Here is a 19,377-nt window from a genome sequence, read left to right as displayed (position 1 = left end):
GGGCAGCGGGATCAGCAGCAGCGCGACTGCGGGCTGTGCTCCCGCTGGTCGGCGCGGTGCCGCTCCCAGGCCCGCCGCGTCATCGGCACGGTGCCGGACGCGGCGCACCGGGCGACGTACTCGTCCCAGCGGGCCTCGCCCGTCGACTCCCGGACGAACCAGCGCAGGCCCGCCCACCAGTGGCGTACGACGCTCACTGCCGGCTCCCCGTCAGCCGCGACTCCTCCCACTCCCGCACGGCCGCCTTCTCGTCGGCCGTGGCGAAGAAGTCCGAGGGCGCGACGATCCGCGACGGCGTGGCCGGCACCTCCGTCGTGGGCAGGCCACCGGCCCGGAGGGCCCGCACCCAGACGACGGCCGCGTTGGCGACCACGACCAGGGTCAGGATGGCGAAGGTGAGCTGGAGGACGCCGTTGGTGGTGGAGTTCTGGATGACCTGGTCCATCTGGCCCACGTCCTTCGCCGGTGCGAGCACCTGGCCCGCGTCGCGGGCGTCGCGGTAGCGGTCCGCCTGCGCGAAGTAGCCGATCGCAGGGTTGTCCGAGAACACCTTCTGCCAGCTCGCGGTCATCGTCGTGACCAGGTCCCACGCGAGCGGGACCAGCGGCACCCACACCCACCGTGCCTTGCCGTGCTTGAGCATCAGCGTCACGCACACGCACAGCGCGATCGCCGCGAGCAGCTGGTTGCTGATGCCGAACAGCGGGAACAGCTGGTTGATGCCGCCCAGCGGGTCGGTCACGCCGACGTAGAGCATGTAGCCCCAGGCCGCGACGACCAGTGCGCTCGCGCCCCACGCCGCCGGCTTCCACGACGTGTCGCCGAAGCGCGGCCAGAAGTTGCCGATCGTGTCCTGCAGCATGAAGCGGCCCACGCGGGTGCCCGCGTCGACGGCCGTGAGGATGAAGAGCGCCTCGAACATGATCGCGAAGTGGTACCAGAACGCCGCCAGCCCGCCGCCGAACGCGTCGGTGAAGATCGACGAGATGCCGACGGCGAGGGTCGGCGCGCCGCCCGTGCGGGAGACGAGCGTCGGCTCCTGCACGGCTGCGGCGGCCTGGGTGAGGACGTCGGGGGAGACGGTGAAGCCCAGCGTGCCGACGAACTCCGCCGCGCTCGCGGCCGTGCCGCCGGTCGCGCCCGCGGGGCTGTTCATCGCGAAGTAGAGGCCCTGGTCGATGACGCACGCGGCGATGAGGGCGCTGATCGCGACGAAGGACTCCATCAGCATCCCGCCGTAGCCGATCATCCGGACCTGGCTCTCCTTGGCGATCATCTTCGGCGTCGTGCCGGAGGAGATCAGCGCGTGGAAGCCCGAAAGGGCGCCGCAGGCGATCGTGATGAAGACGAACGGGAAGAGCTTGCCCGCGAAGACCGGGCCGTCGCCGTCGAGCGCGAAGGACGTCACGTCCTCGTTGGCGAGGACCGGACGCGCCAGCACCAGCCCGACGGCCAGGAGCAGGATCACGCCGACCTTCATGAACGTCGACAGGTAGTCGCGCGGCGTCAGCAGCATCCACACCGGCAGCACCGAGGCGATGAAGCCGTAGACGATGAGGCAGATCGTCAACGTCTCGTGCGACAGGGTGAGCGTGTCACCCAGGCCGGTGTCGTCGATCCAGCCGCCGACGATGATCGCCAGCAGGAGCAGGGCGACGCCGATCGCGGTCGTCTCGCTGACCCGGCCCGGGCGCAGGTAGCGCAGGTAGAAGCCCATGAACAGGGCGATCGGGATCGTCAGCCCGATCGAGAAGACGCCCCACGGCGACTCCGCGAGCGCGTTGACCACGACCAGCGCGAGCACGGCGAGGATGATGATCATGATCGCGAAGACCGCGACGAGCGCGGCCGTGCCGCCGACCACGCCGATCTCCTCGCGCACCATCTGGCCCAGGCTCTTGCCGTCGCGGCGCATCGAGAAGAAGAGCACCATCATGTCCTGGACGGCGCCGGCGAGGATGACGCCGACGATGATCCAGATCGTCCCGGGCAGGTAGCCCATCTGCGCCGCCAGCACGGGGCCGACGAGCGGTCCGGCGCCGGCGATCGCGGCGAAGTGGTGCCCGAAGAGCACCCGGCGGTCCGTGACGTCGAAGTCCTGACCGTTCTCCAGCCGCTCCGCCGGGGTCGCGCGGGTGTCGTCGACCTCGAGCACCCGGTCCGCGATGAAGCGGGCGTAGAACCGGTAGGCGATCGCGTACGACGCCAGCGCCGCGAACAGGATCCACAGGGCCGACACCTCCTCCCCGCGGGAGAGGGCGAGCACCGTCCAGCAGACCGCGCCGACGAGGGCGATGCCGCCCCAGATCGCGATGCCGGCGGGTGTGAGCCGGCGCCGCCGGCCGTCCTGGCGTCGTACAGGTGTCGTGGTGGGCATGAGGATCCTCCTTGACCCCGGCGGGGTGCCCCCGATGGCACTCCCGACCACCGCGCAGGCCCCGAGCGCCAGCGCAGTACCCTCGAACGTCCACCGCAGACGTCAGGCCCGTGGGCCGTGGCGGCTACGATCGGTGTTCGAAGACCTCACTTCTACCGACGATTCCGACGAGGACGCAACGCTCTTGTTCGCCACACTGTCCGACCGCCTGTCCGCGACCTTCAAGAACCTCCGCGGCAAGGGCCGGCTCTCCGAGGCCGACATCGACGCGACCGCGCGCGAGATCCGGATCGCCCTGCTCGAGGCCGACGTCGCGCTGCCCGTTGTCAAGGACTTCGTGGCCGCGGTCAAGGAGCGCGCCCGCGGCGAGGAGGTCAGCCAGGCGCTGAACCCCGCCCAGCAGGTCGTCAAGATCGTCAACGAGGAGCTCATCGAGATCCTCGGCGGCGAGACCCGCCGGCTGCGCTACGCCAAGACCGGCCCGACGGTCATCATGCTCGCCGGCCTCCAGGGTGCCGGCAAGACCACGCTCGCGGCCAAGCTCGCGCTGTGGCTCAAGGACCAGGGCAAGGCGCCCCTGCTGGTGGCCTGTGACCTGCAGCGTCCCAACGCGGTCCAGCAGCTCCAGGTCAACGGCGAGAAGGTCGGCGTCCCCGTCTTCGCCCCGGAGCCGGGCAACGGCACGGGCGACCCGGTGTCGGTCGCCAAGGCGTCGATCGAGGAGGCCAAGCGCAAGCTCCACGACGTCGTCATCGTCGACACCGCCGGCCGCCTCGGCGTCGACGCCGAGATGATGGCGCAGGCCGCGGGCATCCGCGACGCCGTGCAGCCCGACGAGGTCCTCTTCGTCGTTGACGCCATGATCGGCCAGGACGCCCTCACCACGGCGCAGGCCTTCCTCGACGGCGTCGGGTACGACGGCGTGGTGCTCACCAAGCTCGACGGTGACGCCCGCGGTGGTGCCGCCCTGTCGATCCGCCAGGTCACCGGTCGACCGGTCATGTTCGCCTCCACCGGCGAGAAGCTCACCGACTTCGACGTCTTCCACCCCGACCGGATGGCCTCGCGCATCCTCGACATGGGCGACGTGCTCACCCTGATCGAGCAGGCCGAGAAGGCGTTCGACCAGGAGGAGGCGCTCCGCGCGGCGGAGAAGCTGACCGGCGGCGACTTCACGCTCGACGACTTCCTGGCCCAGATGCAGCAGCTGAAGAAGCTGGGCTCGATGACCAGCATCCTCAAGATGCTCCCGGGCATGGGCCAGATCCGCGACCAGATCGAGAACTTCGACGAGCGCGAGATCGACCGGGTCGAGGCGATCATCCGCTCGATGACCCCGGCCGAGCGCGCCAACCCGAAGATCATCGACGGCTCGCGCCGCTCCCGCATCGCCAAGGGCTCCGGCCGCACGGTGTCCGACGTCAACGGCCTCGTCGACCGCTTCTTCGAGGCGCGGAAGATGATGATGCAGATGGCCCGCGGCGGCGGGATGCCCGGAATGCCGGGCATGCCCGGCCTGGGCGGTCCCGGTGGCGGCAAGCGGGTCAGCGCCAAGCAGAAGGCCAAGCAGGGCAAGGGCAAGGGCGCGCGCAAGTCGGGCAACCCGGCCAAGGCCGCGCAGGAGGCCGCCGCCGCGAAGGCGAAGGCCGCCGAGGCGAAGCCGAACCCGTTCGGCATCGGCCAGGACATCGACTACGAGGCCGCGGCGGAGAACCTGCAGCTGCCGAAGGACTTCTCGAAGTTCCTGAAGTGACCGACCGGCGCGTCGGGACCCGGTAGGCCAGGAGCCGAGATGACCTCCACGCTCATCGTGGACGGCGCCAATGTCGTCGGTGCCCGCCCCGACGGCTGGTGGAAGGACCGCGCCGGTGCCGCGCAGCGGCTCCACGAGCAGCTCCTCGTCGCCGACGTCCCGTACGACGTCGTGGTGCTCGTGCTCGAGGGGCAGGCCAAGGGCGGGGTCCGCGCCGGTCGGGACGCCCACGTGCGCACCGTGCACGCGCCGAAGGACGGCGACGCGACGATCCTGGCCGAGGCGGCGAAGGCCGTCGAGAAGGGCCACCGGACGGTCGTGGTCACGGCCGACCGGGCCCTCGACGCGCGGGTGCACGGCGTCGGGGCGACCACGCTCAGCCCGACCTGGCTGCTGTCCCACCTCTGAGGATCCTCCTCGAAGGAGGACGCCGCGGCGTCGTACGACGTTGGTAGGTTCGCTCGCGTGAGTGCGCTGCGGTTCTCCGGTCCGGTCCTGCCCGACGGCGAGGTGCGCGAGCTCTTCGTCGTCGACGGCCACGTCACCTATGAGCGGCCGGCGGGTGCCGAGACGGCCGCGGAGGGCTGGATCGTGCCCGGCCTGGTCGACGCCCACAATCACCTCGGCCTCGAGGACGGGGGAGCGGTCTCCGACGAGGAGATCGAGCGGACCGCGATCGCCGACCGCGACAACGGGGTGCTGCTGACCCGCGACTGCGGTTCGCCCGCCGACACCCGCTGGGTCCACGAGCGGGAGGACCTGCCGCGGCTGATCCGCTGCGGACGCCACGTGGCGCGCACCCGCCGCTACATCCGCAACTACGGCCAGGAGGTCGAGCCCGACGGCCTGGTCGACGCGGTCGCCGAGCAGGCGCAGGCGGGCGACGGCTGGGTGAAGCTCGTCGGTGACTGGATCTCACGCGAGGAGGGCGACCTCGCGCCGTCCTTCCCCGCCGACGCGGTCGCGGCGGCGATCGAGGTCGCCCACGCGCACGGCGCCAAGGTGACGGCCCACTGCTTCGGCGAGGAGTCGCTCGCGCCGCTGCTGGACGCCGGCATCGACTGCATCGAGCACGGCACCGGCCTCACCGAGGCCCACCTCGACCGGATGGTCGCCGGTGGCGTCGCGCTGGTGCCGACGGTGCTGCAGACCTCGAAGTTCCCGGGCTTCGCGGCGGACGGCCGGGAGAAGTTCCCGGCGTACTCCGCGACCATGGAGCGGCTGTACGCCCGCCGCCGCGAGGTGCTGATGAACGCCCACGACGCGGGTGTCGCGCTCTACGTCGGCAGCGACGGCGGCGGCTCCTCACGGCACGGCGTCCTCCACGAGGAGATCCTCGCGATGGTGGAGCTGGGCCTGTCCGCCGAGACCGTCCTCGGCGCCGCCTCCTGGCGGGGGCGCGCGTGGCTCGGCTGGAACCCCGGCCTGGACGAGGGCGACGCCGCCGACTTCGTCGTCTACCCGCGCAACCCGCTGGAGGACCTCTCGGTGCTGGCCGAGCCGGCACGCGTGGTGCTGCGGGGCAAGGTCGTCGCCTGAGGGCTCAGGCCGGCGACGGCCGGCTCCGTCGGACGACGGTCACGACGATCACCACCAGCCCCGCGGTGCCGAGCAGCATCCCGAGGCACACGCCGCCGAACACCAGGCCGACCAGCCCGGGGATGCTCGGCAGCGGGCCGAGCCGCACCTCGGTGCCGGCGGCGTCGGCGCCGGGCGTGCAGGTGACCGTCAGCGTGCCGCTCCCCGTCTCGAAGGACCGGTCGGCGTCCCACTGGTTGACCTCGTAGCTGCCGTCCGGTCGCTCGAGCGTGACCTCGCCGCCATCGGCGTCGACGACCCGGCAGGTCGCGGGCCGGGCCGGTTCGACCCAGGTGCCGTAGGTCTCGTCGGCCGGCAGCGTCACCTCGTGCGGCGTGCCGTCGGCGTCGATCACCTCGACCTCACCCGCGAGCAGGCGCCACACCAGGACGCCGGCGACGACCGCGACCGCGACGGCCGCGACCATCAGGCCGACGCCGATCCAGATGCCGGTGCGGGGGGCCTTCCGGAGCGGGGGAGGGTACGACGTCATGGGCACAGCCTGCCCGGACGGGCGGCCCGGCGAAACGGGCCGCCCGTCGGGCGGTCAGCCGACCGGCTCCACCTCGGGCGTGTCCCCGCCGCCGTCGGTGCCGCCGTCGGTGCCGCCGTCGTCCCCGCCGTCGGTGCCGCCGTCGGTGCCGCCGTCGGTGCCGCTGTCGTCACCGTCCTCGGTCCCGTCGTCCCCGCCGTCGTCCGTGCAGTCCTCGGTCTCGTCGACCGTGCACTCCTCGGGCTCGGCGCTCAGCTCCTCGTACAGCGCCCAGGCGTCCTCGAGGTCGGCGTGGGCCGTGCGCACGAGCGTCCGGCCGCCGGTCGAGGTCACGCCGAGCACACCGTCGACGACGCCCTCGACGAGGTCGAGGACCTCGGGCAGGTCGACGGCGAGGTCGGCCAGCTCGGCGGCGTCGCGCAGGATCGCGACGGCCTGGAGGTAGCTCTCCACGCGGTAGGCCTTCAGCGCAGCGCGAGCGCCCCGGGGGGTCGTCGTACCGGCCGTGACGGCGGCACGCAGCTCGGCGAGCGCGGCGCGGTCCGCGGCGACGGAGGCGACGAGCACGCTCGACTGCTCCGCGGGCAGGGCGGTCAGGCCCTTCGACCTGGCGACCCGAGCCAGCGCGCGGTCCTTGACGGCGACCTGCTTCAGCGCCGCGCGGACCCGGGCCGCGGCCTTCCCGGACTTCCCGGACTTCCCGCCCGCCTTGTCCCCGTGGGAGGCGTGGACGCCGTGCGGCTTCGCGTGGGCGGCGGCCTCGGCGTGGGCGAGGGGAGCGGTGGCGAGGGCAGCCGCGGCGATGACGGCGGCGGCAGTACGACGGATCGGGTGCATGGTGGTCCTTCCACGGGCAGCAGTTCCCGACGATCGTCCGTCGCGGGGACAGGTCCTCCCCACCCCCGCGCGGCCGGTCCACGGTGGCCGGAAGGGACCACCGGACCGGGCCCCGGGTCCCGGTCGCGGAGAGGGGGCGGACAGGATTTCTTGAGCGGCGGGTCGTCTGGCAGACTTGGCGGCTGAGTTCTGCGCCTTCCGGACCCTCTCAACCGGTGGGTGCAGCGCCCATCGAGTCCGGGTCCCGGTGTTCCCCACCTGGTCGCCCGCGCCTCACCCACACTAGTTCTCAAGGAGACACCACAAACGTGGCCGTCAAGATCCGTCTGAAGCGCCTGGGCAAGGTCCGGGTCCCGCAGTACCGCATCGTGATCGTCGACTCGCGCAAGAAGCGCGACGGCGCCGTGATCGAGGAGATCGGCAAGTACCACCCCAAGGAGGACCCGTCGTACATCGACGTCGTCTCCGAGCGGGCGCAGTACTGGCTCGGTGTCGGCGCGCAGCCGTCCGAGGCCGTCGAGGCCATCCTCAAGGTCACCGGCGACTGGCAGAAGTTCAAGGGCATCGAGGGCGCCGAGGGCACCCTCAAGGTCAAGGAGCCCAAGCGCGACAAGCTCGAGGTCTTCAACGAGGCCCTCAAGGACGCCGCCAACGAGCCCAAGGGCGCCGCGGTGACCAAGAAGGCCGAGAAGAAGAAGGCCGACAAGGTCGAGGAGGCGCCGGCCGAGGCCGCCGCCGAGGAGACCCCGGCCGAGGAGCCGGCCGCCGAGGCCGAGGCTCCCGCCGCCGAGAGCACCGAGGCCTGAGTCGATGTTGGCCGACGCGCTGGAGCACCTCGTCCGCGGAGTGGTGGACCACCCCGATGACGTGGTCGTGCGCGACAAGCAGCTGCGTCGTGGCTCGGTGCTCGAGGTCCGGGTGCACCCCGACGACCTCGGCAAGGTGATCGGACGGGGCGGCCGCACGGCCACCGCGTTCCGCACGGTCATCGGCGCCATCGCGGGCAACGGCAACACCCGGATCGACTTCGTCGACACCGACCGCCGCTGACCTGACGCAGGTTCGAAGCAGCCGAACGGGCGCCTCCCCTCCGGGGGAGGCGCCCGTTCGTCGTTCCCGGCCGGCTGGCCCTAACCTCGGACCCGTGGAGAGCATCGAGGTCGTCGTCGGCCGGATCGGCAAGCCGCACGGCATCCGGGGCGAGGTGACGGTCGACGTCCGCACCGACGAGCCCGACCGGCGCTACGTCGCGGGCGCGGTCCTGCAGGCCGAGGCGCCCCGTGGCTCCGCGTTCGCCGCCCGCACCCTCACCGTCGAGCGCACCCGCTGGCACCAGGGCGTCCTCCTCGTCGCGTTCAGCGAGCTGCCCGACCGCAACGCGGCCGAGTCGGCCCGCGGCGTGGTGCTCCGGGCCGTCGTCGCGGCCGACGAGGCGCCGGAGGACCCGGAGGAGTTCTACGACCACCAGCTGGTCGGCCTGGCGGCGTACGACGTCGACGGCACCCACCTCGGCGAGCTGGTCGGCCTCGTCCACGGCGCCCAGGACCTGCTCCGCATCAAGACCCTCGACCGTCGCGAGGCGCTGGTGCCCTTCGTCAGCGCGCTGGTGCCCGAGGTCGACGTGGCCGGTGGCCGGGTCGTGATCGCCGACCGGCCGGGGCTGGTGAGCCCGTTCCCCGAGGACAGCGACGAGGAGGGCGGGGAGTGAGGCTCGACTACCTCACGATCTTCCCGGACTTCTTCGCGCCGCTGGAGCTCTCGCTCCCCGGCAAGGCCGCCGCGAGCGGCCTCCTCGAGTTCCACGTGCACGACCTGCGGCAGTGGGCGCACGACCGGCACCGCACGGTCGACGACACCCCCTACGGCGGCGGCGCCGGCATGGTGATGAAGCCCGAGCCGTGGGGCGAGGCCTTCGACGCGATCGGCGTCGACGCGGACACGACAGTCGTCTTCACCACGCCCTCGGGGGAGCCGTTCGACCAGCGGGTCGCCGAGGACCTCGCCACCCGCGGGCGGATCGTCTTCGCGTGCGGCCGCTACGAGGGCATCGACCAGCGCGTGATCGACCACGCCCGCGAGATCGCCGAGGTCCGCGAGATCAGCCTCGGCGACTACGTCCTCAACGGCGGTGAGGTGGCCGCGCTGGCCGTCACCGAGGCGGTCGTCCGGCTGCTGCCGGGCTTCATGGGCAACGCCGAGTCGCTCGTCGAGGAGTCGCACGGGGCGTCCGGGCTGCTGGAGTACCCCGTCTACACCAAGCCGCGCACGTGGCGTGGCCGCGACGTACCCGACGTCCTGCTCAGCGGCGACCACGGCAAGGTCGCGGCGTGGCGCCGCGAGGAGGCCCGCCGTCGTACGGCGCAGCGCCGGCCGGACCTGCTGCACCCCTCGGTCCTCGACGACGGCACGCCGATCGTGCGCGCCCGGCCCGGCGACGCCGGGGAGATCCTCACCCTCCAGCGCGCCTGCTGGCTGCAGGAGGCCCAGGCCAACGACACCCTCGACATCCCCGCATTGCACGAGTCGCTCGACGACGTGCGGGCCTGGCTGGGGGAGTGGGACACCTGGGTCGTGCGGCGGGCCGGGCGCCTCGTCGGCGCGGTCCGCGGGCGGCTCGAGGGCGGTGAGCGCTGGGACATCGGGCGGATCATGGTCGCCCCGGACCTGCAGGGCTCCGGTCTCGGACGGGTGCTCCTCGAGCACATCCAGGCGGTCGCGCCGGCCGAGGCGACGTCGTACGTCCTCTTCACGGGGGCGGGGAGCGTGCGCAACCAGCGGATGTACCGGAAGGCGGGCTTCCGGCTGCGGCCGGACCTGCCCGCGCCGCCGAACGCGGTCGTGCTCACCAAGCGCCGCTGAGCGGCGGTTCGGCCGGGCCCGTGTTCACCGGGGCGACACACGCTGGTGAAACCTGTAACAAGCGGGAAACGATCGTCTCCTCTGGGTGAAACCACGCGGGGTCAGAGTCGGGGCAGACGCGAGGAGCACCGCTGCTCCCGCAGGTTCCCGAGAGACCCGAGAGGTACCAATGACCGACTCGACCGCGTGGTTGCTGCTCAGCACCGCACTCGTCATCTTCATGACGCCAGGCGTCGCCTTCTTCTACGGCGGCCTGGTCAAGTCCAAGAGCGTCGTCTCCATGATGATGCTGAGCTTCGGCTCGATGGGCCTCGTCAGCGTCCTGTGGATCCTCTACGGGTTCAACATGGGCCTGCTGGACGGCGAGGGCATCGGCAACTTCGTCGCCAACCCGTTCTCCGACTTCGCCCTCGAGGACCTGTCCAAGGTGACCGACGGCTCCCCGCTCGCCGGCGTGGCCTTCGGTGCCTCGTTCGCCATCATCACGGTCGCGCTCATCTCGGGAGCCATCGCCGACCGTGCGCGCTTCTGGCCGTGGATGCTCTTCGCCGGCGTGTGGGCCACCACCGTGTACTTCCTCGTCCAGGGGTGGGTCTGGGCGTTCGACGACAACGGCATGACCGGCTGGGTCGGCAAGTTCGGCTTCGGTGACACCGCCACGATGGACTGGGCCGGTGGTACGGCGGTCCACATCAACGCCGGCGCCGCGGCGCTCGCCCTCGCGCTGGTCCTCGGCAAGCGCAAGGTCGGCTTCTCCAAGGAGGAGGCGCAGCCGCACAACGTCCCGCTGGTGCTCATCGGTGCCGCGATCCTGTGGTTCGGCTGGTTCGGCTTCAACACCGGCCTCAACACCGGCGAGGCCGGCGCGGGCCTGATCTTCCTCAACACCGTCGGTGCCCCGGCGGCCGCGATGATCGGCTGGATCGTCGTGGAGCAGTTCAAGGAGGGCAAGGCCACCGCGGTCGGCGCCGCCTCCGGTGCCGTCGCCGGCCTGGTCGCGATCACCCCGGCCTGTGCGTTCCTCACCCCGGCCTGGTCGCTGCTCCTCGGCCTCATCGCGGGCGCCGTCTGCGCCTTCGCGATCGACCTGAAGTTCAAGCTCGGCTTCGACGACACGCTCGACGTGGTCGGCATCCACATGGTCGGCGGCTTCATCGGCTGCTGGTTCCTCGGCTTCTTCGCCACCGACACCGGCCTGTTCACCGGCGGCGGCAACCTCGACCAGCTCGGCACCCAGGTGGTGACCTCGCTGGGCGTGGCGGCGTACTCCTTCGTGATGGCGTTCGTCATCGGCACGGTCATCGAGAAGACGATCGGCTTCCGCGCCAAGGAGGAGGACGAGATCGCCGGAATCGACCTGGTCCTGCACGGCGAGGGCTACGCGATCGACTGATCCACCCAGCTCCGCACGAGGCCCGCTCCGGCTCAGCCGGGGCGGGCCTCGCGCATGCGGCGGCTCGAGGCCTGGATCCGGTCGCTCAGGTCGGTGACCTCGTCGAGCACCGCGCCGGCCAGCCAGACCGGCGCACGGCGGGAGCGGGGGGCCCGGCGCAGCACCCCTGCCCTCGTCAGCGCATCGATCACCGCCGCCGCCTCGTCCTCCGGTACGTCGACCCGCTCGGCCACCAGCGCGGCGTTCACGATCGGCTGCTCGGTCAGCAGGTCCAGCGTGCGGTGCAGGGGAGTGCCCGGCCGCGAGCCGCCGACGGCCGCACCCCAGGCCCCGCGGACCTCGTTGAGCCGGGTGGCCGTCACCCACGACTCCGCGGTCGCGATCCGGACGGCCGAGGCCAGCATCGCCACCATCGTCCGTGCGGTGCCGTCGCGGTAGTCGCCGAGGGCAGCGAAGTAGCGCTCACGGTGGGACACCAGCGCCGACGCGATCGGCACGGTGAGGTGACGGGTGGCGCGGCGACGTCGGAGCACGGCGTGGATCAGTGCGCGCCCGATCCGGCCGTTGCCGTCGATGAACGGGTGGATCGACTCGAACTGGGCGTGCACGACCGCGGCCTGCACGACGGGCGGCACGTCGTCGCGGTTGGCGTAGGTGAACAGGTCGTCGAGGTAGCCGGCCACGGTCTCCGGTGGTGGCGGCACGTGGAGGGCGCCGAGCGGGGACCAGTCGCTGCCGCCGACCCAGTTCTGCGTCGTACGGAAGGTGCCGGCACGGTGGGCCTCGGACGGGGTACGACGGAACAGGTCGTGGTGGGCCTGCAGGATCGCCTCCGGGCGGATCGCGCGCGAGGTGTCGGCGTCGCGGATCATGCGCGTCAGTGCCGCCGTCGCCGACGCCATGGACACCGCCGAGGCGTTGGCGCCGACGCCGAGGAGCGCCCGCCCGTAGTCGGCGAGGCTGGCGTCGACGTTCTCGATCTTCGACGAGTCCACCGCCTCGGTCCGCAGCAGGAGGTGGTTGAGGGCGCTCAGGGTGCGCCCGTGGACGAGGTCGAGGTGGCTCAGGTCGCCCGCGCTGGCCGTCGTCATCGCCGCCAGCGAGCGGTCCATCGGCAGGTCCAGCCCGGCGACGTACGGCGGCAGGGCGACCGTGATCCGGTCCAGGCGGCGGTCGGCGGCGGGCCCCCGGGGTGCGCGCTGGCGCCAGGGCCGGACCTCGCGCGCGTGGGGCTGCCAGTCGCGCGAGGCGTCGGGAGGCGGCGCCTCCTCCGCGGGTCCGGTCATGGGAGCATCCTTCCAGCCGGGATTTCCGGTCGCGGTGACGGCTGTGCGAAGATTCTTCGTCGGTGTCGCGGACGCTTCTGCCACAGGGGAATCGTCGACCGTGCCGCCGCTTCGATCGAACCACTACTACCGCGGCTGACCTGTGGCACTCGCGAGGAGAATCATGAGCAACCCCAGCCCCGCCGTCGTCACCGAGCTCGGCAACGCCGCGAAGCGTGACGACGTCCCCGCCTTCCGCGCCGGTGACACCGTCAAGGTCCACGTCAAGGTCGTCGAGGGCAACCGGTCCCGCGTCCAGGTCTTCCAGGGTGTCGTCATCCGCATCCACGGTTCGGGCGTCGGCCGCACCTTCACGGTCCGCAAGGTCTCCTTCGGCGTCGGTGTCGAGCGCACCTTCCCGCTCCACTCGCCGATCTTCGAGCAGATCGAGGTCGTCACCTACGGTGACGTGCGCCGCGCGAAGCTCTACTACCTGCGCAACCTCACCGGCAAGAAGGCCAAGATCAAGGAGCGTCGCGAGGTCTGATCCCCGCTTCGTCCCGAAGGCCCGACCGTCATGGTCGGGCCTTCGTGCTTTCCCGACCGGGACGTGCATAGACTCGACCATCGTGACGAGCGACGAGACCGACGCCCCGGCCACCGACGGCGCCCGGGGGCGGCACGGCCACGCCGCGCCCCGCAAGCACCTGCCGGTCTGGCAGGAGAGCATCCTGCTGCTCGCCGTGGCCCTGGGCCTCGCCGTGCTGATCAAGGCACTGTTCGTGCAGGCCTTCTACATCCCGTCGGAGTCGATGGAGCCGGGCCTGGTCAAGAACGACCGGATCCTGGTCCAGAAGGTCTCCTACTGGTTCGGCGGCAACCCGTCGCGCGGCGACGTCGTCGTCTTCGAGGACCCCGGCTCCTGGCTCGCCACCGCCGACTCCCAGGGCCCGACCGGCTTCGCCAACCTCCTGTCGAAGGTGGGCCTCTACCCGACCGGCGGCCACCTCGTGAAGCGCGTCATCGGCACCGAGGGCGACGTCATCGTGTGCTGCGACGAGCAGGGCCGGATCGAGGTCAACGGCAAGGCCATCGACGAGGAGGACTACGTCCGCCACGACTCGCGCGGCTGCGACGGCTACATCGAGTGGGTCGTCGAGCCCGACTCCTCCAAGGTGCGCCCGTGCTCGTGGACCATCGGGCCGGTGCCCAAGGGCAAGCTCTTCGTGATGGGCGACAACCGCGAGCACTCCGCCGACTCCCGCGCCCACCTCTGCAGCCCCGACGAGGACCCCTGCACGCAGAGCCCGTGGGTCGACCGCGACCTCGTGGTCGGCAAGGTCTTCACGCTGATCTGGCCCCGTGACCGCTGGCGCTGGATCAGCCGCCCGGAGGTCTTCGACGACGTCCCCGGGTCGCCGTCCGACGACCTGGTCGAGAAGGCCGAGAAGGTCGGCGTCGCCCAGGTCGGCTGAGACGGGCGACTGAGGTGCCGGCATGACCACACTGCCCCGCGGCTCGACCGTACGACGCGACGCCGGGATCTACGGCTACGAGCGCGCCCTGCGCCGCCACGGCCTCGAGCCGGTCGCCGGCGTCGACGAGGCCGGCCGCGGCGCCTGCGCCGGGCCGCTCGTCGCCGGCGCGGCGATCCTGCCGCCGGGCAAGGCCGGCATCGTCCCCGGGCTCGCCGACTCCAAGCTGCTGACCGCCGCGGCGCGGGAGCGCTGCTACGAGCAGGTCGTCCGACGCGCCCTGGCCTGGTCGGTCGTCGTGGTCTCCCAGGAGGAGTGCGACCGGCTGGGGATGCACGTCGCCAACGTGGAGGCGCTGCGGCGGGCCGTCGCGAAGCTGGCCGTCCCGCCGTCGTACGTGCTGACGGACGGGTTCCCGGTCGACGGGCTGGGCGTGCCCGGGCTCGCGGTGTGGAAGGGCGACCGGGTCGCGGCCTGCGTCGCAGCCGCGTCGGTGCTGGCGAAGGTCACCCGCGACCGGATCATGCTCGACCTCGACGAGCAGTGGCCGGCGTACGACTTCAAGACCCACAAGGGCTACATCACGGCCACCCACACCGCTGCGCTCGAGGAGCACGGACCCTCGCCGATCCACCGGATGCGCTTCGTGAACGTACGACGCGCGGCCGGACTCGAGCCGTTGCCGGAGGAAGTGGACGAGCGGCGGCTAGAGTCGGGCTCGTGAGCGCCGAGGACCTCGAGAAGTACGAGACCGAGCAGGAGCTGAACCTCTACCGGGAGTACCGCGACGTCGTCGGCATCTTCAAGTACGTCGTCGAGACCGACCGCCGGTTCTACCTCTGCAACTCGGTCGACGTGAAGGCCCGCTCGGAGGGCACGGACGTGTTCTTCGAGGTCACGATCGCGGACGCCTGGGTGTGGGACATGTACCGCCCGGCCCGGTTCGCGAAGAACGTCAAGGTCCTGACCTTCAAGGACGTCAACGTGGAGGAGCTGGCCACCTCGGACCTGGAGCTCCCGAAGTCCTGACCGGAGCGGGACTTCGTCCTGATTTCCGGCCGATGCCTTGCGTCGTCGGCCCACCTGCCGACCTCATGGTGTCAGGGACGGCATGGGGTCGTCCTGTCTGCGACACGGCATCGGGGAGGGCGCCATGTGGCGACGGCTCCGGGGCACCCGGACGGACGAGCGGGGAGCGGTCACGCTCGTCGTCGTCTTCGTGCTGGCCGTGATGATGATCGGGTCGGCCTTCGTCGTCGACCTCGGTCTCCAGCGCGTCGCCCGGTCCGACATGCAGGCGGTGGCCGACCTCGTCGCGCTGGACCTCGCCCGGGAGCTGGACGGCCGCACGGTCAGCCAGCTCCAGCCGGTGATGGACGCGGCGCTCGCCCGGAGCCTGGCCCGCAACGCCGACTCCGTCGGCGAGGACGCCGACCTCGACTACAGCCTGGGCCGGATGTGGCAGGGCGAGTTCGACGAGGTCGGCAGCGGCGTTCCCACGGCGGTCCGCGTCGGTGCGAGCACCGAGGTCGCCTTCGCCTTCGCCGCCTTCACCGGGACGGAGTCCGGCGCCGCGGCGCGCAGCGCGGTCGCGGAGAGCTCCTCGACGACGTGCTTCCGGCTCGGTTCCTTCGTGGCGGCGGTGCGCGCCGACGACAGCACCGTCCTCGCCCCGTTGAACGCGCTGCTGGGCGTCAAGCTCGACCTGGTCTCCTACAAGGCCCTGGCGGGTGCCGACGTGCGGCTGGCCCAGCTGGCCGCCTCCTCGGTCTTCGGTACGCCGGAGGAGCTGCTGTCCGGGCAGGTCCAGTACTCCGACGTGCTCGCGGCGACCATCGAGGCGCTCAGCAAGGAGCCGGGCGGCAACACCGTCGCCGTCCAGGCGCTCACCAAGATCCTCGCCTCGAACACCACGGCCACGGTCGGTGCCATCGCCCTGAGCGACGTGCTGCACGTCGCGCCGACCGACGCCGCGGCCCTCGCGGTCGACCTCGACGTGCTCGACCTCGTCGGTTCGGCTCGCCTCGCCAACGGCAAGTACTTCCTCGGGGTCCCGAACATCCAGGCCCACGTGCCCGGCGTCGGCTTCCAGTTCACCGGGGCCCTCTACCTCATCTCGGCCGCGGAGCTGGCCTGCGGCGCCCCCAACTCCGCCCAGGCCGTGGCGGACACCTCCCAGCTCGACGGCACCATCGGCATCACGTTCACCAACATGCCCAGCCTCAACATCTCCGGCCTCGGAACCCTCCAGACCGCGAAGGGCACGGGATCCCTGCAGGTCGTCGCGGGCTCCGGCAAGGGCCAGGTCGTCAGCCCGCCGGCCGTGCACTGCGGCAAGAACACGGCGGCCGACCCGACGACCTTCCGCGTCGACGTCTCGACCGGCCTGGCGTCGTACCGGCTGGAGACGAACGTGACCGTGGGCGGCGACGTCCAGTTCAAGGCGTTGCAGGACCTCGGTCTCGGCCCGCTGGTCACGAACCTGCTCGGCCTGCTCGGGCTGAACACGAAGGTGGCGATCGAGGTGGACGTCCGGCTCAGCATCGGGACCGCGAGCGCGGGCGGGACCGGTCACGCGGACCTGAAGCTCCCCCCGAACGACACGACCCCGATCTCGACGGGCTCGCCGATGGTCCTCGACCCGGCCACGGTCGTGCCGACGGTCCTGTCGGTGAAGCTCGGCGGCAAGGCGGCCAACCTCTCGGCCGTCACCGCACTCACGTCGCTGATCACGAATGCCCTCGTCACCTCGGGCAAGGGATTCTTCGAGAAGTCGCTCACCCCGCTCGTCGCGAACATCAACCAGGACTTCATCGGCCCGGTCGCGCGGATGATCGGCCTCCGGCTCGCGGGCGCCGACGTCTATGGCGTGCACGCCACGTGCGCTCGACCCCGGCTCTCGCGGTGACGCCACGGCGGGGTCACCGAGGTCATGACGGGGCTAGTCACAACGGACTAGACCCGGTCGCTCGGACGGGCAGAATCGCCCGGGAAGCGTTCCCTCGTCGTGCACGCCAGCACTAGGGTGCGGAAATCGCCACTCGGGAGGGCGTCATGGGAGCGAGGGCGGGGAGGCCGGTCGATGGGGCGTTGTGTGCTGTGGGGGCGCGCTCGAGAACGTTCGGGTGAGCGTCGGTCCGAGCGCGGGGCAGCCGCTGTCGAGTTCGCGCTGATCATGCCGATCCTGCTGCTCCTCGTCTTCGGCATCATCAGCTACGGCTACATGCTGAGCTTCCGTCAGGCGATCAGCCAGGCGGCCGCCGAGGGCGCCCGGGCCGCCGCCGTGGCCCAGGTCGCGGCGGATCGGGACGGCAACGCCCTCGACGCGGTCAACGAGGCCCTCGACAGCTACGGCGTGACCTGCTCCGGCGTCGCCGGCAACCTGCGGCGCAACGACGAGAACGTCGGGACCTGCTCGATCACGATCGCCGCCTGCGCCAACGACGCCAGCGTCCAGTGCGCCACCGTGAGCCTCGACTACGCGTACGACGACCATCCGCTCCTGCCCGTCCCGGGCGTGGGGATCGTGCTTCCCGACAACCTGGGCTACTCCGCCGTCGCGAGGGTCAGCTGATGCCGAGCCGCCGCCGCGAGAGCGGGGAGCGCGGCGCAGCAGCGGTGATCATGGGGGTCGGTCTGACCCTGGTGCTCGTGCTGATCGCGGCCTTCGCGGTCGACATCGGGATGCAGCGCACGGCCCGGCGCGACATGCAGGCCCTCGCCGACGTGGTCGCCCTCGACCTCGCCCGCAACCTGGACGGGCGGACCAAGTCCGCACTCGGGGCGACGATGGATGCGGCGATGGCGAAGAGCCTCGCACGCAACCGGGACACCATCGGCGACCTCCCCGACCTCGACTGGGACCTCGGCACGATGCAGGACGGCGCGTTCGTGTCCGGCGCCGCCGGCGACGTACCCACGGCGGTCGAGGTGACCGCGGACACGAGCGTCGACTTCGCCTTCGGTGGGGTCACCGGCGTCGCCAGCGGTGACGCGGGGCGCCGGGCAGTGGCGGAGTCGGTCGAGTCGGCCTGCTTCCGTCTGGGGTCGTTCATCGCCTCCCTCGACAGCAGCCAGGGGACCCTGCTGAACCCGCTGCTCGGGGGGCTCCTCAGCAGCAGCCTCAACCTCAGCCTGGTCAGCTACAAGGGCCTGGCCGCCGCCAATGTGTCACTCCTCGACCTCGTCGAGGTCGGCGGCCTGGGAGTGGGCACCGTCGATGAGCTCCTGGAGCTCGACAACGTCTCGGTCGGAGCGCTCTTCATCGCCGCGGCGAAGGTGCTCGACTCCCAGGGCAAGCTGGTGGAGGCCAACCTCCTGCGCGCCATCCCCATCGGTGCCAGCACACCCCACATCAGCATCGGCGACATCCTCGACGCCGCGCCGACCGACGCGGCCGCCCTCGACGCGCAGGTCAACGTCCTGGACCTGGTCACGGGCGCGGCCCTGGTGGCCAACGAGGGTCACGCGATCAACATCCCCAACCTCGGGATCACGCTGCCCGGGCTCGTCAGCACGACCACCACGCTCACCGTCATCGAGTCGCCGCGGACGAAGTGCGGGCGCAAGGGCACCACGAACGAGACGGCCCAGGTCCGGCTCAAGCTGACCGGGACGATCCCGGCCAAGAACCTCAACGTCTCCATCCTCGGCCTCGCGAACGTCGGCGTCGCGCTGGACCAGACGCAGGTCAGCGTCGACATCGACCTCGGCAAGGCGGTGGCGCAGCTCATGGCCGTGACCTGCAACGCCTCGGGACCGGACTCGATCAAGGTCGACCTCGCCTCAGCCGTCGTCGGCGGCATCAACGTGACCGCGTCGCTGGGCGCCCACCTCAACGTGACCGTGCCGCTGCTGGGCAGCGGCGGGCTGCTGAACCAGATCCTCAGCCTGCTCGGCCTCGGCAGCCTGCTGAACCCACCCGAGATCAAGCTCGACACGGGGCTGACCCTCACGGCCAGCTCGTCCGGTGTGAGCACCTTCGACAAGATCGTCACCGTCCCCCTGCCGGGTGGCTACACGACTCCGGTCGGGAGCGGGAGCGGGATCATCCTCGGCCCGACGACGGCCACGACGTCGGGAACCACGAAGATGACGGTGGTCTACGGGCTGTTCGGCACCCAGACCAAGGCGGTCCTCAACGCGGACCCGCTCTACAGCACCGTGCTCAACCCCATCCTGTCGGGCGTCGCCTCCTCGTTGAACCCGCTGGTGACGGCCCTCCAGTCCGCGCTGATCACGCCGCTGTCGAAGTTGCTCGGCCTGCAGCTCGGCGGCGCCGACGTCTTCGCGGTGCCGACGCCGGTCTGCAACGGAGTACGGCTCGTCGGGTGACCCCATGCGTCCC

The 19,377-nt window shown here is 71.5% G+C and carries 20 protein-coding genes and 1 pseudogene; 16 read left to right on the top strand and 5 right to left on the bottom strand.

Going from position 1 to position 19,377, the window contains the following annotated elements; translation table 11 throughout:
- Positions 1-11: 11 nt before the first annotated feature.
- The gene (locus tag AC2YHB_RS08930) at positions 12-197 is read right to left on the bottom strand and encodes a YbdD/YjiX family protein (RefSeq protein WP_308645450.1); all 186 of its coding nucleotides are present in this window, start codon (positions 195-197) and stop codon (positions 12-14) included.
- A complete protein-coding gene (locus AC2YHB_RS08925) occupies positions 194-2,377 on the bottom strand; it encodes a carbon starvation CstA family protein (RefSeq protein ID WP_179647569.1) in 2,184 nt (727 codons plus the stop codon). The genes AC2YHB_RS08930 and AC2YHB_RS08925 overlap by 4 nt, the downstream gene beginning before the upstream one ends.
- A gap of 184 nt (positions 2,378-2,561) precedes the next feature.
- Between AC2YHB_RS08925 and ffh the strand changes: the two genes are divergently transcribed.
- From ffh to AC2YHB_RS08910, 3 genes are read left to right on the top strand one after another with little or no spacing between them, the layout of a single operon-like run.
- The gene (ffh, locus tag AC2YHB_RS08920; RefSeq protein WP_036546772.1) at positions 2,562-4,130 is read left to right on the top strand and encodes a signal recognition particle protein; all 1,569 of its coding nucleotides are present in this window, start codon (positions 2,562-2,564) and stop codon (positions 4,128-4,130) included.
- 39 nt (positions 4,131-4,169) lie between these two features.
- On the top strand, positions 4,170-4,538 hold the full coding sequence (locus AC2YHB_RS08915; protein ID WP_036546770.1) for an NYN domain-containing protein: 369 nt from the start codon (positions 4,170-4,172) through the stop codon (positions 4,536-4,538).
- A gap of 57 nt (positions 4,539-4,595) precedes the next feature.
- Entirely contained in the window at positions 4,596-5,669 is a 1,074-nt protein-coding gene (locus AC2YHB_RS08910; RefSeq protein WP_179647568.1) for an amidohydrolase family protein, read from the top strand.
- Between the two features lie 4 nt (positions 5,670-5,673).
- Here the strand turns inward: AC2YHB_RS08910 and AC2YHB_RS08905 are convergent, their stop codons facing one another.
- Complete coding sequence (locus AC2YHB_RS08905) at positions 5,674-6,201, bottom strand: hypothetical protein (protein WP_179647567.1); 528 nt, start codon at positions 6,199-6,201, stop codon at positions 5,674-5,676.
- 54 nt (positions 6,202-6,255) lie between these two features.
- Complete coding sequence (locus AC2YHB_RS08900; protein WP_179647566.1) at positions 6,256-7,038, bottom strand: hypothetical protein; 783 nt, start codon at positions 7,036-7,038, stop codon at positions 6,256-6,258.
- Between the two features lie 308 nt (positions 7,039-7,346).
- Here AC2YHB_RS08900 and rpsP point away from each other — a divergent pair, with 308 nt between their 5' ends.
- The 6 genes and pseudogenes from rpsP to AC2YHB_RS08870 all read left to right on the top strand — a co-directional run bounded on the left by rpsP (position 7,347) and on the right by AC2YHB_RS08870 (position 11,290).
- The gene (gene rpsP, locus AC2YHB_RS08895) at positions 7,347-7,844 is read left to right on the top strand and encodes a 30S ribosomal protein S16 (RefSeq protein ID WP_036546760.1); all 498 of its coding nucleotides are present in this window, start codon (positions 7,347-7,349) and stop codon (positions 7,842-7,844) included.
- A 4-nt stretch (positions 7,845-7,848) separates the two neighbouring features.
- Positions 7,849-8,088 carry an RNA-binding protein gene (locus tag AC2YHB_RS08890; protein ID WP_036546758.1) on the top strand — a complete coding sequence of 80 codons (240 nt, stop codon included), beginning with the start codon at positions 7,849-7,851 and terminating at the stop codon, positions 8,086-8,088.
- Positions 8,089-8,182: 94 nt separating this feature from the next.
- On the top strand, positions 8,183-8,746 hold the full coding sequence (gene rimM, locus AC2YHB_RS08885; RefSeq protein WP_207006338.1) for a ribosome maturation factor RimM: 564 nt from the start codon (positions 8,183-8,185) through the stop codon (positions 8,744-8,746).
- Positions 8,743-9,417 (top strand): annotated as a pseudogene (gene trmD / locus AC2YHB_RS08880) (tRNA (guanosine(37)-N1)-methyltransferase TrmD); the annotation flags it as partial. The gene rimM and the pseudogene trmD, both read left to right, overlap by 4 nt.
- A 36-nt stretch (positions 9,418-9,453) precedes the next feature.
- The gene (locus tag AC2YHB_RS08875; protein ID WP_308645703.1) at positions 9,454-9,897 is read left to right on the top strand and encodes a GNAT family N-acetyltransferase; all 444 of its coding nucleotides are present in this window, start codon (positions 9,454-9,456) and stop codon (positions 9,895-9,897) included.
- A 169-nt stretch (positions 9,898-10,066) separates the two neighbouring features.
- On the top strand, positions 10,067-11,290 hold the full coding sequence (locus tag AC2YHB_RS08870) for an ammonium transporter (protein ID WP_036546754.1): 1,224 nt from the start codon (positions 10,067-10,069) through the stop codon (positions 11,288-11,290).
- A 32-nt stretch (positions 11,291-11,322) separates the two neighbouring features.
- Here the strand turns inward: AC2YHB_RS08870 and AC2YHB_RS08865 are convergent, their stop codons facing one another.
- Positions 11,323-12,576, bottom strand: a complete 1,254-nt coding sequence (locus tag AC2YHB_RS08865; RefSeq protein WP_179647564.1) for a Fic family protein — start codon at positions 12,574-12,576, stop codon at positions 11,323-11,325.
- A gap of 163 nt (positions 12,577-12,739) precedes the next feature.
- Here AC2YHB_RS08865 and rplS point away from each other — a divergent pair, with 163 nt between their 5' ends.
- From rplS to AC2YHB_RS08830, 7 genes are all read left to right on the top strand, one after another.
- Positions 12,740-13,102 (top strand): 50S ribosomal protein L19, encoded by a 363-nt coding sequence (gene rplS / locus AC2YHB_RS08860; protein ID WP_036546748.1) that lies wholly within the window; start codon positions 12,740-12,742, stop codon positions 13,100-13,102.
- An 82-nt stretch (positions 13,103-13,184) separates the two neighbouring features.
- The gene (gene lepB / locus AC2YHB_RS08855; protein ID WP_051932353.1) at positions 13,185-14,030 is read left to right on the top strand and encodes a signal peptidase I; all 846 of its coding nucleotides are present in this window, start codon (positions 13,185-13,187) and stop codon (positions 14,028-14,030) included.
- Between the two features lie 22 nt (positions 14,031-14,052).
- Entirely contained in the window at positions 14,053-14,754 is a 702-nt protein-coding gene (locus AC2YHB_RS08850) for a ribonuclease HII (protein WP_036546746.1), read from the top strand.
- Complete coding sequence (locus AC2YHB_RS08845) at positions 14,751-15,059, top strand: DUF2469 domain-containing protein (protein WP_036546742.1); 309 nt, start codon at positions 14,751-14,753, stop codon at positions 15,057-15,059. Before AC2YHB_RS08850 ends, AC2YHB_RS08845 begins: the two co-directional genes overlap by 4 nt.
- A 124-nt stretch (positions 15,060-15,183) precedes the next feature.
- Entirely contained in the window at positions 15,184-16,938 is a 1,755-nt protein-coding gene (locus AC2YHB_RS08840; protein WP_179647563.1) for a pilus assembly protein TadG-related protein, read from the top strand.
- A 174-nt stretch (positions 16,939-17,112) separates the two neighbouring features.
- Complete coding sequence (locus tag AC2YHB_RS08835) at positions 17,113-17,604, top strand: TadE/TadG family type IV pilus assembly protein (RefSeq protein WP_257026790.1); 492 nt, start codon at positions 17,113-17,115, stop codon at positions 17,602-17,604.
- Positions 17,604-19,364 (top strand): pilus assembly protein TadG-related protein, encoded by a 1,761-nt coding sequence (locus AC2YHB_RS08830; protein WP_179647561.1) that lies wholly within the window; start codon positions 17,604-17,606, stop codon positions 19,362-19,364. Before AC2YHB_RS08835 ends, AC2YHB_RS08830 begins: the two co-directional genes overlap by 1 nt.
- Positions 19,365-19,377: the final 13 nt, after the last annotated feature.

This window comes from Nocardioides sp. SRI_004, from assembly GCF_057586415.1.
Note: the sequence above shows the minus strand (reverse complement) of the source record. Positions and strands in the feature narration are given on the sequence as shown.